At 61.4% G+C, this 14,404-nt stretch carries 15 protein-coding genes; 6 read left to right on the top strand and 9 right to left on the bottom strand.

Annotated features, from left to right (window positions below):
• The first annotated feature begins 27 nt into the window (after window positions 1-27).
• The 4 genes from AC1DYW_RS26990 to AC1DYW_RS26975 all read left to right on the top strand — a co-directional run bounded on the left by AC1DYW_RS26990 (window position 28) and on the right by AC1DYW_RS26975 (window position 3,593).
• Window positions 28-885, top strand: a complete 858-nt coding sequence (locus AC1DYW_RS26990) for a cytochrome c1 (protein ID WP_477228217.1) — start codon at window positions 28-30, stop codon at window positions 883-885.
• Window positions 886-1,015: 130 nt separating this feature from the next.
• Window positions 1,016-1,711, top strand: a complete 696-nt coding sequence (locus tag AC1DYW_RS26985) for an acid phosphatase (RefSeq protein WP_477228216.1) — start codon at window positions 1,016-1,018, stop codon at window positions 1,709-1,711.
• A gap of 181 nt (window positions 1,712-1,892) precedes the next feature.
• Entirely contained in the window at window positions 1,893-3,038 is a 1,146-nt protein-coding gene (locus tag AC1DYW_RS26980; protein WP_477228215.1) for an alpha-hydroxy acid oxidase, read from the top strand.
• A gap of 9 nt (window positions 3,039-3,047) precedes the next feature.
• Window positions 3,048-3,593 (top strand): adenine phosphoribosyltransferase, encoded by a 546-nt coding sequence (locus tag AC1DYW_RS26975; protein WP_095090850.1) that lies wholly within the window; start codon window positions 3,048-3,050, stop codon window positions 3,591-3,593.
• Between the two features lie 121 nt (window positions 3,594-3,714).
• On the opposite strand, the gene AC1DYW_RS26970 is transcribed toward AC1DYW_RS26975, so the two are convergent.
• The 7 genes from AC1DYW_RS26970 to AC1DYW_RS26940 form a co-directional block, all read right to left on the bottom strand.
• Entirely contained in the window at window positions 3,715-4,185 is a 471-nt protein-coding gene (locus AC1DYW_RS26970) for a MaoC family dehydratase (protein WP_477228214.1), read from the bottom strand.
• Window positions 4,182-4,652, bottom strand: coding sequence for a MaoC family dehydratase (locus AC1DYW_RS26965; RefSeq protein ID WP_477228213.1), 471 nt, complete (start codon window positions 4,650-4,652; stop codon window positions 4,182-4,184). Before AC1DYW_RS26965 ends, AC1DYW_RS26970 begins: the two co-directional genes overlap by 4 nt.
• Before the next feature lie 124 nt (window positions 4,653-4,776).
• A complete protein-coding gene (corA, locus tag AC1DYW_RS26960) occupies window positions 4,777-5,751 on the bottom strand; it encodes a magnesium/cobalt transporter CorA (RefSeq protein WP_457153933.1) in 975 nt (324 codons plus the stop codon).
• Window positions 5,752-5,964: 213 nt separating this feature from the next.
• Window positions 5,965-7,068 carry a redox-regulated ATPase YchF gene (gene ychF, locus AC1DYW_RS26955; protein WP_095090854.1) on the bottom strand — a complete coding sequence of 368 codons (1,104 nt, stop codon included), beginning with the start codon at window positions 7,066-7,068 and terminating at the stop codon, window positions 5,965-5,967.
• A gap of 98 nt (window positions 7,069-7,166) precedes the next feature.
• Window positions 7,167-7,889, bottom strand: coding sequence for an aminoacyl-tRNA hydrolase (pth, locus tag AC1DYW_RS26950; RefSeq protein ID WP_477228212.1), 723 nt, complete (start codon window positions 7,887-7,889; stop codon window positions 7,167-7,169).
• Window positions 7,890-7,912: 23 nt separating this feature from the next.
• Entirely contained in the window at window positions 7,913-8,554 is a 642-nt protein-coding gene (locus tag AC1DYW_RS26945; RefSeq protein ID WP_184874668.1) for a 50S ribosomal protein L25/general stress protein Ctc, read from the bottom strand.
• Between the two features lie 165 nt (window positions 8,555-8,719).
• On the bottom strand, window positions 8,720-9,754 hold the full coding sequence (locus tag AC1DYW_RS26940) for a class I SAM-dependent methyltransferase (protein ID WP_457153930.1): 1,035 nt from the start codon (window positions 9,752-9,754) through the stop codon (window positions 8,720-8,722).
• Between the two features lie 292 nt (window positions 9,755-10,046).
• Here AC1DYW_RS26940 and AC1DYW_RS26935 point away from each other — a divergent pair, with 292 nt between their 5' ends.
• Complete coding sequence (locus tag AC1DYW_RS26935) at window positions 10,047-12,053, top strand: putative bifunctional diguanylate cyclase/phosphodiesterase (RefSeq protein WP_095090858.1); 2,007 nt, start codon at window positions 10,047-10,049, stop codon at window positions 12,051-12,053.
• A gap of 56 nt (window positions 12,054-12,109) precedes the next feature.
• Here AC1DYW_RS26935 and AC1DYW_RS26930 read toward each other — a convergent pair whose 3' ends face one another.
• The gene (locus AC1DYW_RS26930; protein ID WP_477228211.1) at window positions 12,110-12,538 is read right to left on the bottom strand and encodes a MarR family winged helix-turn-helix transcriptional regulator; all 429 of its coding nucleotides are present in this window, start codon (window positions 12,536-12,538) and stop codon (window positions 12,110-12,112) included.
• Window positions 12,539-12,690: 152 nt separating this feature from the next.
• On the opposite strand from AC1DYW_RS26930, the gene AC1DYW_RS26925 reads away from it, so the two are divergent.
• Window positions 12,691-13,554 (top strand): alpha/beta fold hydrolase, encoded by an 864-nt coding sequence (locus tag AC1DYW_RS26925; protein ID WP_477228210.1) that lies wholly within the window; start codon window positions 12,691-12,693, stop codon window positions 13,552-13,554.
• Between the two features lie 62 nt (window positions 13,555-13,616).
• On the opposite strand, the gene AC1DYW_RS26920 is transcribed toward AC1DYW_RS26925, so the two are convergent.
• A complete protein-coding gene (locus AC1DYW_RS26920) occupies window positions 13,617-14,366 on the bottom strand; it encodes an SDR family oxidoreductase (RefSeq protein WP_477228209.1) in 750 nt (249 codons plus the stop codon).
• Between the last annotated feature and the right edge of the window lie 38 nt (window positions 14,367-14,404).

The following is a 14,404-nucleotide window of genomic DNA, read 5'->3' as shown; positions in this document are numbered from 1 at the left end:
CGGGTAGAGAATCTAAGGGGATTTGGCATGAAGAAGATTCTCACCTCGCTGGCGTTGCTCGGCCTCGTGGTTGTTGGCACCGGGGCGATCGCCGCCGAGGAGGCACACAACGCGGCCGCACCGACGCATTTCCCGATCAACGAGCCGAAGGAGATGGACTGGAGCTTCGCCGGGCCGTTCGGCACCTACGACAAGGCGCAGCTGCAGCGCGGCCTGAAGGTCTACAAGGAAGTCTGTTCGGCCTGCCATTCGATGAATTTGGTGGCGTTCCGCACGCTGTCGGACCTCGGCTATTCGGACGCGCAGATCAAGACGCTGGCGGCCGAGTACACCATCCATGACGGCCCGAACGACGCCGGCGACATGTTCGACCGCCCTGGCAAGCCGTCCGACCACTTTCCGCCGCCATTCGCCAACGAGGAAGCCGCCGCTGCCTCGAATGGCGGCGCTGCCCCGCCCGACATGTCGCTGCTGGCCAAGGCGCGCGGCGTCGAGCGCGGCTTCCCGCGCTTCGTCTTCGATATCTTCACGCAGTATGCCGCGGGCGGCCCCGACTACATCCATTCGCTGCTGACGGGCTACGACCAGACGCCGCCGGCCGGAATGGTCATCCCGGAAGGCACCCACTACAATCCGTACTTCATGTCGGGCGTGTCGCTGAAGATGCCCAAGCCGCTGTCCGACGGCCAGGTGACCTATGACGACGGCGCGCCGCAGACCATCGACCAGTATTCCCGCGACGTCTCTGCCTTCCTGATGTGGGCGGCCGAGCCGCATATGGAAGACCGCAAGAAGACCGGCTTCCGCGTGCTGGTGTTCCTGCTTTTGTTCGGTGCGCTGGTCTATCTCACCAAGCGCAAGGTGTGGGAAGGCGTGGCGCACTAAACCGCGCACAGCCATACGATCAAAAAAGGGCGCCGAAAGGCGCCCTTTGCATTTGGGGAGGCCTGTGGTGTCACATGGCCGTCACCGCATCCGGCGATCCTGTGCCGCTCTCACCAAAGGATCGCCCCCCATGAAAAGATACGCATCGCTCGCGGCAGGCTTGCTGCTGCTCATCCTCGGCTCGGCCGCGCAAGCAGAAGACGCCCAGCCCTTCATCACCAACAAGGATGTCGACCTGACGATGATCCTGCCGCCGCCGCCGGCAAACGATTCGGCGCAGACCAAGGCCGAACTTGGCGAGGTGCTGACGCTGCAGGTGACGCGCACGCCCGAAATGGTGGCCAGCGCTGTTGCCGACGCCGAGGAGAATGTCTGGCGCTTCGCCAATGTGATGGGGCCGAAGTTCAACAAGGAAACACTGCCGAAATTCAGTGCTTTCTTCGATCGCGTGGTGGCCACCGAAGGCGCCGTCGTCGATCCGGCCAAGGATGTCTGGAAGCGCCCGCGTCCGCACCAGCTCAGCGACCTCGTCAAGCCCGCGGTCAAGCTGTCCAGCTCCGGTTCGTGGCCTTCCGGCCACGCCACCGTCGGCACCATGATGGGCATCATCCTGTCTGACATGGTTCCGGAAAAGCGCGCCGAGATCATGGCGCGTGCGGCTGAATACGCCCACAATCGCGAGGTTGGCGGTATCCATTACGCGTCCGATGTTGAAATGGGCAAGATTTCCGGCAGCGTGATCGCCGCCGTCTTGCTCAACCGGGACGACTTCAAGGCCGAATACGACGTGGCCAAGGCCGAGCTTCGTTCCGATCTCGGCATGTAATTTTTCGCTAGCTGCCGGTTTCCGACGAAAGGGGCGCTTCGGGCGCCCCTTTTTGTGCTGGCGATTGTAGCTCGTGGGACGGCTCGGCAATTAGGCCGTTGGCACGGAGACAACAGGTTGATATTCGACGCACCAAACGGTGGCGAAGCGATTGCCACGATATGACGTCTGGAAATCAATGATGCGGCTCAGCGACTGTCACAATTTTTCCGATTTCCGCCGCATGGCGCAACGGCGGCTGCCGGGGTCGATCTTCGACTATATCGACGGCGCGGCGGACGACGAGGTCACCTATCGCCGCAACACCGAAAGCTTCGATGCCTGCGATCTGGTTCCCAACGTCCTGCGCGGCGTCAGCGAGATCGACATGTCGGTGACGGTGATGGGTCAAAAGCTGGCGATGCCGGTCTATTGTTCGCCGACCGCCTTGCAGCGGCTGTTCCATCATCAGGGCGAGCGCGCGGTCGCCAAGGCCGCGGCCAAATACGGCACGATGTTCGGCGTCTCCTCGCTTGGCACCGTCAGCCTCGAGGAGGCGCGCGGGATCAGCAGCGGCCCGCAGGTCTACCAGTTCTATTTCCATCGGGATCGCGGCCTCAACCGGGCGATGATGCAGCGAGCAAAGGAGGTTGGCGTCGAAGTGATGATGCTGACCGTCGACAGCATCACCGGGGGAAACCGCGAACGCGACAAACGCACCGGCTTTGCCATCCCCTTCAAGCTCAACCTGGCCGGGATGCTGCAGTTCGCGATCAAGCCGGCCTGGGCGATCAATTATTTCACCCATGAGGGGTTCAAGCTGCCGCAGCTGGACGAGCATGTCGACATGGGCGGCGGCACCATGTCGATCAGCCGTTACTTCACCGAAATGCTCGACCCGTCGATGACGTGGGACGATGTCGCAGAGATGGTCAGGCTGTGGTCGGGTCCGTTCTGCCTCAAGGGCGTCATGTCGGTGGAGGACGCCAAACGCGCCGTCGAGATCGGATGCAGCGGCATCGTGCTGTCGAACCATGGCGGCCGGCAGCTGGATGGCTCGCGAGCGGCGTTCGACCAGCTTGCCGAGATCGTCGACGCGGTCGGCGACAAGATCGACGTCATCATGGATGGCGGCGTGCAGCGCGGCACGCATGTGCTGAAGGCGCTGTCGCTCGGCGCCAAGGCGGTCGGCGTCGGCCGCTACTATCTGTTCCCGCTCGCGGCGGCCGGCCAGCCGGGCGTCGAACGGGCGCTCGAACAGATGCGGGTCGAGATCGAGCGCGGCATGAAGCTGATGGGCTGCAGTTCGATCGAACAATTGTCGCGCAAGAATCTCCGTTTCAGGTAATCTCGACCCATGAAATCCTCCCTCGAAGACTCACTGCTTGCCGCGATCCGTACCATTCCGGATTATCCCAAGCCCGGCATCCTGTTTCGCGACATCACCACGCTGCTCGGCAATGCGCGCGCCTTCCGCCGCGCCATTGACGAGCTGGTGCATCCCTATGCCGGCCAGAAGATCGACAAGATCGCCGGCATCGAGGCGCGTGGTTTCATCCTTGGCGGCGCCGTCGCCCATCAGCTCTCGGCCGGTTTCGTGCCGATCCGCAAGAAGGGCAAGCTGCCTTTCGAGACCGTGCGCGTCGCCTACAGCCTTGAATACGGGCTCGACGAGATGGAGATGCACAAGGACGGCGTTTCTCCTGGCGAGAAGGTGATCCTCGTCGACGATCTGATCGCCACGGGCGGCACCGCGGAAGCGGCGGTCAAACTGCTGCGGCAGATCGGCGCCGACATCCTTGCAGCCTGCTTCGTCATCGACCTGCCGGATCTCGGCGGCCGCGCCAAGCTCGAAGCGCTCGGCGTGCCGGTGAGGACGCTGATCGGATTCGAGGGGCATTGAGGGGACCTCTTGCCTTCTCCCCTTGTGGGAGAAGGTGGCCGAGCGAAGCCCGGTCGGATGAGGGGTGTTCCAGGGAGCACCGACGTCTTCTCCCACAAGGGAGAAGGGAGAAGCGCCGGGCTTACTCCACCTTCACCAGCACTGCGCTTTCGAACTCCAGCACCTTGTCGCCGGTCGAATCGAAGGCCTCGCAACGCAACGCCAGCAGCCGCCAGCCGGGGCGTGAGGCGATCGGCCGGTGGGAAAGTGCCGTACGCGTGAAGGTGATCGTTTGCCCGGCATAGACCGGCTTCAGCCATTTCAGGTTCTTAAAGCCAGGCGAGGGGCCGAATTCCGGCACCGGGCCGGGCCCGCTCCACGCAGCGATCTCGGCGTCCATGCTGCTTGCCAAATTGAGTTTCATCCAGGTCGCGGCCGTGTGCCAGCCCGACGCGCAGAGCCCGCCGAGCACGCTCTTCTTGGCTGCTTCCTCGTCGATATGAAAAATTTGCGGGTCGTATTTCCTGGCGAACACCTTGATCGCCTCTGGCTCGAATGTGTGCGAGCCGAGCGTAACGGTAGTGCCGATGCGGAAGAATTCGTCCAGTGTCATGCTGCGCTCCCGGTAGCGTCTCGCGTGAGGAACATGACGGAGTTTTCGAGCTCGAAGACGCTTTCGCCGCGCTGGTTGAGCAGTTCGCTGCGCATGGTGACGAAGCCGAGCTGCGGCTTCGACCGCGACAGGCGCTTGGTGAGAACCACCAGGCTTCCTGTCAGCGTGTCACCGGCCAGCACCGGCTTCTTCCATTTCACCTGATCGACCCCGGGCGATCCCTGGCAGGTGGAGTCGAGCAGGAAAGCATCGCACAGCATGCGCATGAACATGGCTGAGGTATGCCAGCCCGAAGCGGAGAGGCCGCCGAGGATGCTCGCCTTGCCGGCTTCCTCATCGAGATGCATGGGCTGCGCGTCGAATTCGCTGGCGAATTCGATGATTTCGGCGGCGCTCACTTGCTTGCTGCCGAGGTCGAACAAGGCGCCCTCGACAAAGTCCTCATAGGCCCAGGTTTTTGCAGTCATGGTCTGGAATCCGGTTCATAGACCCACGATTTCGGATCGGGGTTTCCGGATGCAGGCAGGCCGCCGTTTGGTCAAGAGATTTCTATAGCGCCACGTCACGGCCACGTGGCCTTTGGCGGACGGGTCAAAGCCAGCCGCGGCGGCGGAAATACCAGAAGGGCAGGATCGCCGACAAGATCATCAGGCCGATCGCGAAGGGATAGCCGAGCTGCCATTTGAGCTCGGGGATGATGTCGAAATTCATGCCATAGATCGAAGCCACCAGCGTCGGCGGCAGGAAGATGACGGCGGCGACCGAGAAGATCTTGATGATGGCGTTCTGCTCGATCGAGATCATGCCGAGCGTGGCATCGAGCAGGAAGCTGATCTTCTGCGACAGGAAGGTGGCGTGGTCGGCTAGCGACAGCACGTCGCGCAACAGCGTCTTGATGCGCGCCTTGGTGTCCTTGCTCATCTTGGTCCGGGTCGAGGCGTGGGCGAAGAAACCGGCCAAGCGCTGCAGCGAGATCAGGCTGTCGCGGATCGAGGAGGCGATGTCCTCCTTGCGGCCGATGGCTTTCAGGAGTTCCTGGAAATCGCGATTGCGCTTGGAAACCTTGGTCGACCGCGCCTCGAAGATATCGCGCGAAATCGCCTCGATGTCGCGGCCGGCGCGCTCCAGGATGTCGGCGAGGCGATCGACGATCGCCTCCAGCAACCCGATCAGAATGGTGTCGCCGCTGGTGCAGCCGGTTGCCACTTTTTCGGCGCGTTGCGGAAAGGTCTTGAATGCCTTCGGTTCGTGATAGCGCACGGTGATCAGCCGGGAGCCGGCGAGCACAAAGGTGACCGGCGACATCAGGGGATCGTCAACCTCGGTCTGGGCGGGCAGGGTGGCGGTCATGAAGTAGGCGCCGTCCTCGACATAGAGGCGGCTCGAAATCTCGATCTCCTCCATCTCCTCGCGCGTCGGAATGGCGACGCCGAGCCAGCTTTCGATCGCCACTTCCTCTTCCCTGGTCGGGTTGAGCAGGTCGGCCCAGACGACGTTCTCGCCGTTTGCCAGGAGATCGTCGATGACGCGCAGGCGGTCATTGTCCACGACGAAGGCCTTGATCATCGCCGGGTCTCCCTTGTTGGGGCCAAAGGGTGCGTTCGGATTGAAGCTCGTGTCGGATGGCACGGCGGTCCGGCGCGTGCACCTGCCGCTTAGTCCTGTGGCGTGACAAAATCAAGACAAGCAACTGGCGGGCGAATGACTCCGGCGGCTCGGAAGAACTCTTAGAGCTGCCGGTACCGGAAGGGCTTGCCGCCAAGCGTGATCTTCACAAAATCAGGTGTTGAACTTGAACAGCAGGACGTCGCCGTCCTGGACGACATATTCCTTGCCTTCGTCGCGCGCCTTGCCGGCTTCCTTGGCCGCCACTTCGCCGCCCAGCGTGATGAAGTCGTTGTAGGCGATGGTCTGGGCGCGGATGAAGCCGCGCTCGAAATCGGTGTGGATGACGCCTGCGGCCTGCGGTGCCTTGGCGCCCTTGTGCACGGTCCAGGCGCGCGTTTCCTTGGGGCCGGCGGTGAAATAGGTGATCAGCTGCAACAGCTCGTAGCCGGCGCGGATGACCTTGTTCAGGCCGGGCTCGTCGAGGCCGAGCGAGGACAGGAATTCCATCTCCTCCTCGTCCGACAACTGGGCGACTTCCGCTTCGATCGCGGCCGAGATCACCACGGTGCTGGCGCCTTGCGCTGTGGCCATCTTTTCCACGGCCCTTGTGTGCTCGTTGCCGGTGGCGGCGTCCGCTTCGGCGACGTTGCAGACATAGAGCACGGGATGCGAGGTCAGAAGGTTCAGCCCCTGCAGGATGCGCAGGTCGTCCGCCGAAATACCCTTGAGCAGGATGCGGGTCGGCTTGCCGGCCTGCAGCAGCTCCAACGCCGCCTCCATCAGCGGCAGCACGGTCGTCGCTTCCTTGTCCTTGCTGCCGGCGCGCTTGCGGATCTGCACGATGCGCCGCTCGAGGCTGTCGAGATCGGCGAGCATCAGCTCGGTCTCGACCGTCTCGGCGTCGGCGACGGGGTCGATGCGGCCCTCGACATGGGTGATGTCGTCATCCTCGAAGCAGCGCAGCACGTGCACGATTGCGTCGACCTCGCGGATGTTGGCGAGGAACTGGTTGCCCAGGCCTTCGCCCTTCGAGGCGCCGCGCACCAGGCCGGCAATGTCGACGAAGGAGATGCGGGTCGGGATGATCTCCTTCGACTTGGCGATCGCCGCGATCTTCTGCAGGCGCGGATCGGGCACCGCCACCTCGCCGGTGTTCGGTTCGATGGTGCAGAACGGATAGTTGGCGGCCTGCGCCGCCGCCGTCCTGGTCAGCGCGTTGAAAAGCGTCGACTTGCCGACATTGGGCAAGCCAACGATGCCGCATTTGAAACCCATTTTGTCCGGTCCTATCGGGAAATCGAAATTTGATCAGGGCTATGGGCGATAGGGGTGATCAACGTCAAGCCCTGTAACGCCGCACGCTCCTGCTGCGTTCACTCCTTGCCGAAGAGTTTCTTCAGCATCGCGGCCATCGGGCCGCTTTCCGGCAGCTTGACTGCCGGCTGCTGCGGGCGAGCCTGGCGGACGTGACTTTGCTGCTTGGGCGCCGGCTGCTTTGGCGCCTGCTTTTCCGGCTCCGGCGCGGCCTTACCCTGGACGGCGAGGCTGGCCTTGTTCATGAAGCCGGATTCGTCGCCCTTGACGAGCATGGCGGCGTTGTCGGCGATCGCGTCGAGCAGCGGTTCCAGCCATTCGCGGTCGACCTTGGCGAAATCGCCAAGCACGTGATACTGGACCATTTCCTTGACGCCGGGATGGCCGACGCCGATGCGCACGCGGCGATAGGCGTTGCCGACATGGCCGTCGATCGAGCGGATGCCGTTATGGCCGCCGGCGCCGCCGCCGGTCTTGATGCGCAGCTTGCCCTCGGCAAGGTCGATCTCGTCGTAGAAGACGGTGAGCGCGGAAAGCTCGAGCTTGTAGAAGCGCAGCGCTTCGCCGACCGACTGGCCGGACAGGTTCATGAAGGTCTGCGGCTTGATCAGGACGATCTTTTCGCCGCCAAGCGTGCCTTCGCTAATCAGGCCCTGGAATTTCTTCGACCAGGGCGAAAAGGAATGGCGGCGGACGATTGCGTCCGCCGCCATGAAGCCGACATTGTGCCGGCTGTTGGCGTATTTCGCGCCCGGATTGCCGAGACCTGCAAACAGCAGCATCGCCTGCTCCGGGCGTGAAAGAGTTACTTCTCTTCGGCGGCAGGGGCCGCTTCAGGGGTCGCCACTTCAGCCGTAACTTCCGTCTCCGGCTTCATCGCCGACGAACCGGCAATGGTCGCGATGGTGAAGTCGCGGTCGGAGATGACAGGCTTCACACCGGCCGGCAGCTTGACCGCCGAGATGTGGATCGAGTCGCCGATGTCGGCGCCGGTGAGATCGACGGTGATGAATTCCGGGATCGCATTGGCCGGGCAGTGGAACTCGACTTCGTGACGCACGATGTTGAGCACGCCGCCGCGCTTGATGCCGGGCGACTTGTCCTCGTTGATGAAGTGGACAGGCACGTCGACATTGACCTCGGTGTCCTTGCCGATGCGCAGGAAGTCGACATGGACAGGGAAATCCTTGACCGGGTCGAGCTGAAAGTCCTTCGGCAGGACCTGGATCTTCTTGCCGTCGACATCGATCGTGGCGATCGTGGTCAGAAACCCGCCGCCATGGATCTTGTAGTAGATGTCCTTGTAGGTGAGCGCGATGGCCAGGGGAGGCTGCTTGTCACCATAAATTACTGCAGGCACTTTACCGTTGCGGCGAACTGCACGGGCGGACCCCTTACCGACCTGTTCGCGTGCTTCGGCCTTGAGCTCGTAAGTGTCGTGGCTCATGGCATTTCCTTTCGGTTTGTTCTGGAGCGTTCGCGGCCGGCAACGTGCTTGGCCGTAAACGTCGAAAGCCGCCGGGTGAGGCGGCTTTCCGCCGCGTTGCCTCCAAGGGTGTCTACGCGGGTGGCGGCTCTATAGCGGAAGGTGGCCGGAGGTGCAAGCCAAAGGCTAGCCGCGCTTTTCGATGACGGCGTACAGCACGTTGCGGTTCTCGCCAAAGAACACCTTGGCCTCGACGGTGTTGCGGTCGACGCTGGCATTGACGATGTTCCACATGTCGACTTCCGAGCGCAGCAGCAACACCCAGTCCATGAACGTCTCACGGTACCCGGCGTCAGGATTGCCCTCCGCGTAGTTCGCGAACAGGAACGTCCCGTTCGGCTTCAACATCTGCAGGCAGGTCTTCGTGAGTTTCACGGCAACGTTGTGCGCAAGGTAGTCGTAAAGGCCTGAGGCGTAGATCAAGTCGAACTGGCCCAGCTTGTGGCCCCTCGTGAGCACGGTGCGCACCGAGCCGTCGATGGCTTCGATCGCGGTGCCCTGGAAGTCGCGCGAAATCAATCCGACGCTCTGGGGATCCTGATCGAGCGCAACCCAGCGCTTGAGACGGCCCTCCGCCAGGGCGACTGAGCGATTGGCCTCACGCAAATGGCCGGCCGCGATCGCCAGGACCTCGGTTTGCGGTCCGTTCTTGGCCGCAGACTCGTCGACATATCGGGTCAAAAGATCGCGTCGTTCCCGTGCCGCGACGCACGACGGCACGTCCTGGGTATGGGTATAGAGCGCCTTGCCGGTCTCCGAGGCGTTTGCCACGCTCTCGGCCACGTGCGGATCACAATAGATGTAGTCGAGCAACTCCGCGTCGCCAGAATACCCCCTGGGCTTGCTGAAGGACCACCGTGTCAGGGGATCCTCGAGAAAATACTCCAGGACCGGGTGGCCCTGCACCACCGGTATCAATGCTTGCCAAACGTCGGGATGCACCTTGGAACGCGTCGCGTTGAGGTGCGACATCAGGCGACGAATGATCTCGGCAGGGTCTTTTCGTTGTTCGATTTGCTGCTGTGTCGCGCTGAGAATGAGCGCCAGCTCCGCGCGAGCGTTTTCGAACTCTTCGCCATGATGCTCGATCGTTCCTCGACGGAGACTGCTGGCGATCATCTTGGCAGTAATCAGGCTTTTGCCATCAAACACGGTTTGCAACCCATCACTCCATAGTTAACAGTCAGTTAACTTATTGCGTAGAATGCTCCATTTGCCAATGGCGGGTCGGGCGCATTTTATCGGTATGATTAATTTCCCGCAAACCATGTTCATTCGTTAGGCCGCTTCTGGGGCCGATTCCTCGTTCGAGTTAACGGAAACTTGTCTTGCTCGATTGCATTTGTTGGCCCGGCGTCGCAATCGCGTCGCGTCCAAGGAGCCGGCCTGCGTGAGGGCAGAAGCTAGAGATGAGTTCGGCATACAAGATCCCCTTCAAACGGGGTTCGTTGTGATGGACGAACGCGTGGCATCCGTATTTGCCGATGCGGCTGATGCGGAACCGTACGAACCGCGTTACGAACTGGCGTCCGACGAGCTTCGCAGCCTTTACCGGACGGAAGCCCAGGTGACGCGAAGAGGGGAAGCCAGGCCCGGGCTTTGGATGGCCGTTGCCATCTATGTGCTGTTTTCGGCAACTGACCTGCTGCTGATCCCGGATGTGGCCGCCTACACGATCACGGCGCGCTTCGCGGTCGGACTGACCGCGCTTTTGATCCTGGAAATGCAGCTTCGCCATGGCGTCGGGACGGAATGGCTCGACATCACTTGCGCCGGGGCCATTATCTTTGGCTATGTCGGCTGGTTGTCCCCAGCGGTTATGGGTGCGGACAAGGAAAGCGTCTCTTATTATATGGTCTTCGGCACCATCTTCATGATGAGTGCCAATCTCTTCTTTACGTTCAGATTCAAAGTTTCTATTATAACGTCAACTATAATCCTATGCATATTGTATGTCGTAAACTACTTTGTGCCTTCCACGCTAACATACAAGTTGGTGTTTGGAACGTTCTACATTTCCTGCTTCACATTCACCTCATATGTGAACTGGAAACTGAATGAGGAGCGCTACAACGTCTTCCTGAACGCGCTGGAAGCCAAAATTCAGCACAACGAGGCGACCGAACGAGGCAAGGCTCTGCTGAGACTGTCGCGGACCGATCCGCTTACGGGTCTCGAAAATCGGCGGGCGATCGACGAAAAGCTGCGGGATTACTGGAGCGACTGGCAACGGGTTGGCACCAGTTTTGGGGCGATCCTCATCGACGTGGACTTCTTCAAAAAGTTCAATGACTGCTACGGCCATCAGGAAGGCGACCGCTGCCTGATCCATGTCGCCAATGCCCTTAGCGAAATGATCAAGCAGTATAGTGGCTCGATCGGTCGCTATGGCGGGGAGGAATTCATTGTCCTGGCTCGAGTGGAGAGAAAAGAACAGATCATGGATCTGGCCGAAGCCATTTGCAGTACGGTGGAGGGCTTGGCGCTTACCCACGAGCTGCGGCGAGACGGCGTCTCGATTGTGACAGTGAGCGTTGGCGCTGCATTCACCAGGACGCAGACTGGCGCCAAGCTGGAGAAAATCATCCACGAAGCCGACCGCGCGCTCTATCTGGCAAAAGCCGGTGGTCGAAATTGCGCTCGGCTGTTCGATCCGACCGATCCCCAGAGCAGCGACGAAAGTGAGAACATCGCGGCCTTGCTGAAGATCGCGATTGGCCAGAATCTCGTTTCGCTCGTTTATCAACCTATCCAGGATGTCAAATCGGGCCGGGTCGAAGCCGTAGAGGCTCTGATGCGCCTCAGAATGCTGGACGGTACGTCGGTTCCGCCGAGCCTGTTCATTCCCGTTGCGGAACGAACCGGCGCGATCCTGGAACTCGGGCGCTGGGCAATAAGGACAGTGTGCTCCGAGCTTCTGGCGGACGACCACGTCCGTGTCGTCAGTGTCAACGTCTCTCCAATTCAGCTCAAGACACCTGGCTTCGCAACGTCCGTCGCGACCATTTTGGGCGAGACCGGCGTCGCCGGCAGCAGGCTGGCCTTCGAAATCACCGAAGGACTGGAAATGGAGATGCACTCGGACATTCTTCGCTGCATCAGCGACCTGAAGCTGCTCGGCATCAAGATATGGCTCGATGATTTTGGGACCGGCTTTGCCGGCCTGTCGTGGCTTCGTCTCATCGATTTCGACACGGTGAAGATCGACCGCTCGTTTCTGCACGACTGCAGCGCCCCGAACGGCAAGGCAATGCTCCAGGACATTATTACCCTGGTCCGAAATCGCGGCCACAAAATCCTGGTCGAAGGGGTGGAAACGGACGAGCAGATGGCCCTTATGCGCGAATTTGGCATAGACAAGGTCCAGGGCTTCCATGTCGGCCGTCCCGCTCCCGCCGCAAGTTTCCAGGCAAAGCGGACCCTGCGCAAACGCCCATTCACCGTGCTTAAATCCGCATGATAGCCGTGCCGGCGCCGGCACTGTGGTTTTTGGCCTAGACTGTTGTTGGCGGCTGGCTACCGGTCGCCGGTCAACGCGTCGCGCAGCGCCTGAATCTGCCGGTTCAAGGCATCAAGCTGTGCCAGCGTCATGCCCGAGCGCTCGATCAAGGTCTCATTCAGGCAGTTGCACCGGACAAGCAGCGCGCGCCCGGTTGCGGTCAGGTCGACCTGCACCTGGCGCTCGTCGAGCTGGCTGCGCTGGCGCCTCACCAGCCCAGCCTGTTCCATTCGCTTCACCAGCGGTGTGACGGTGCTCGATTCCAAGGCGAGCCGGTGCGCGATAGTGCCGACCGACATGCCGTCGGCCTCTGCCAGCGCATTGAGCACGAGATATTGCGGATAGGTGATGCCCATCTCGTCTAGCATCGGCTTGTAGGTGCGATTGATCGCCATGCTGGTGGCGTAGAGCGTGAAACAGAGCTGATTGTCCAACGGGAGAGGCACGGCGGATTCCTTCTTGCCAAGGCAGGCACCAAGTCTGTACCACGAAAAATGATATCGCGATACATATTTCCATGGACAAGCGGTTTGGGCTACGCTAGGCATGTAGACATCGCGATATTGTTTATCGCGACAACAATCGAAGGAAGATTGAGATGAACCAGGCCTCGCAATCCAAGCCCAGCACCGGCAGCGGCACAATCACCACCAAGGACGGAACGCAGATCTACTACAAGGACTGGGGAACCGGTCAGCCCATCGTCTTCCATCACGGCTGGCCATTGAGCAGCGACGACTGGGACGCCCAGATGCTGTTCTTCCTGTCCAAGGGCTACCGCGTCATTGCCCATGATCGCCGCGGCCATGGCCGCTCGACCCAGACGGATATCGGCAACGAAATGGACACCTATGCCGCCGATGTCGCGGCACTGGCGGCGCATCTGGACCTCAAGGACGCCATCCATGTCGGCCACTCGACCGGCGGCGGCGAGGTGGCGCGGTACGTCGCCCAGTATGGTTCGGGAGGTCGTGTCGCCAAGGCAGTGCTGATCGGCGCGGTGCCGCCGATCATGCTCAAGACCCCGGCCAATCCCGGCGGTCTGCCGATCGAGGTTTTCGATGGTTTCCGCTCCGCCCAGGCAGCCAACCGCGCCCAGTTCTTCCGCGACGTTCCGGCTGGCCCGTTCTACGGGTTCAACCGTCCGGGCGCGGAAGTCTCGCAAGGTGTCATCGACAATTGGTGGCGCCAGGGCATGATGGGTGGCACCAAGGCACACTATGATTGCATCAAGGCCTTCTCGGAGACCGACTTTACTGAGGACCTGAAGACAATCGACGTGCCGGTGCTGGTGATGCACGGTGACGACGACCAGATCGTCCCAATCGCCGACTCGGCACTGCTGAGCATCAAGCTGCTGAAGAAGGGCGAGCTCAAGGTCTACAAGGGCTTCCCGCATGGCATGGCCACGACCCATGCCGAGATCATCAACGCCGACCTGCTGGCCTTCTTCAAGGCGTAGGATATTTCGACGTCACAGACAAAAGCACCCGCCATCTGGCGGGTGCTAAGGCCCTGCCGATCTCAGGCGATGCTCAAGCCACCGTCGATCAGCATTTCCGCACCGACCATGAACGGGCATTCGTCCGAAGCCAGAAACACCACCGCATTGGCAATTTCCTCGGCGGTTCCGAAACGGCCCGCGGGGACCAGGCCGACCACCGCTTTCGCACGGGCCTTCGCCGCTGCCGGATCCAGCCCAAGTTTGTCATTGAGCGGTGTGTCGATCGGGCCCGGGCTGATTACATTGGCGCGAATGCCGCGTCCTATCAGTTCGCCCGACAGCGTCCGCGCCAGCGAAATCATGCCAGCCTTGGCCAGCGAATAGACATGCGTTCCTGCCATTCCCATATGCGCGTTGACCGAGCCGCTGAGGATGATCGACGACGGGTTCGAAAACAGGGGAACGAGCGCCTTGACCAGGAAGTACGGTCCCTTGAGGTCGACATCGATGCTCCTATCGAACGCTGCCTCGGTCCAGTCGCCAAGCGGCCGCAGATCGGCGATGCCGGCGTTGAGGAAGAGAGCGTCGAGCTTGCCGAAGGTTTCGCCGATCCGCCCGGCAATGTCGCTTTGGGCGGCGGCATCTCCGGCGTCGGAGGCGATGACAAGCACATCGCTGCCCAAGATGTTGCGCGCCTCCTCGAGACGGCCCGCATTGGTGCCGGTAATGGCGACGCGCGCGCCTTCCTCAATGAAACGTTGCGCCGTCACCAGGCCGATGCCGCTGGTGCCACCCGTAATCAGCGCGACCTTGTCTTTAAGCCTGGACATAACAGATTGCCTTTCCTGACGCGGAGCGCTGCGCACTG

The sequence above is a fragment of the Mesorhizobium sp. P2_D5 genome (assembly GCF_056404355.1).
The sequence above is the reverse complement of the archived record's forward strand: the minus strand, read 5'-3'. Positions and strand labels throughout refer to the sequence as shown.

Excerpts from the sequence above, each read along its gene's own strand:
- AC1DYW_RS26990 (WP_477228217.1), top strand. The coding sequence starts at position 28 with ATGAAGAAGATTCTCACCTCGCTGGCGTTGCTCGGCCTCGTGGTTGTT.
- AC1DYW_RS26985 (WP_477228216.1), top strand. The coding sequence starts at position 1,016 with ATGAAAAGATACGCATCGCTCGCGGCAGGCTTGCTGCTGCTCATCCTC.
- AC1DYW_RS26980 (WP_477228215.1), top strand. The coding sequence starts at position 1,893 with ATGCGGCTCAGCGACTGTCACAATTTTTCCGATTTCCGCCGCATGGCG.
- AC1DYW_RS26975 (WP_095090850.1), top strand. The coding sequence starts at position 3,048 with ATGAAATCCTCCCTCGAAGACTCACTGCTTGCCGCGATCCGTACCATT.
- AC1DYW_RS26970 (WP_477228214.1), bottom strand. The coding sequence starts at position 4,185 with ATGACACTGGACGAATTCTTCCGCATCGGCACTACCGTTACGCTCGGC.
- AC1DYW_RS26965 (WP_477228213.1), bottom strand. The coding sequence starts at position 4,652 with ATGACTGCAAAAACCTGGGCCTATGAGGACTTTGTCGAGGGCGCCTTG.
- corA (WP_457153933.1), bottom strand. The coding sequence starts at position 5,751 with ATGATCAAGGCCTTCGTCGTGGACAATGACCGCCTGCGCGTCATCGAC.
- ychF (WP_095090854.1), bottom strand. The coding sequence starts at position 7,068 with ATGGGTTTCAAATGCGGCATCGTTGGCTTGCCCAATGTCGGCAAGTCG.
- pth (WP_477228212.1), bottom strand. The coding sequence starts at position 7,889 with ATGCTGCTGTTTGCAGGTCTCGGCAATCCGGGCGCGAAATACGCCAAC.
- AC1DYW_RS26945 (WP_184874668.1), bottom strand. The coding sequence starts at position 8,554 with ATGAGCCACGACACTTACGAGCTCAAGGCCGAAGCACGCGAACAGGTC.
- AC1DYW_RS26935 (WP_095090858.1), top strand. The coding sequence starts at position 10,047 with ATGGACGAACGCGTGGCATCCGTATTTGCCGATGCGGCTGATGCGGAA.
- AC1DYW_RS26925 (WP_477228210.1), top strand. The coding sequence starts at position 12,691 with ATGAACCAGGCCTCGCAATCCAAGCCCAGCACCGGCAGCGGCACAATC.
- AC1DYW_RS26920 (WP_477228209.1), bottom strand. The coding sequence starts at position 14,366 with ATGTCCAGGCTTAAAGACAAGGTCGCGCTGATTACGGGTGGCACCAGC.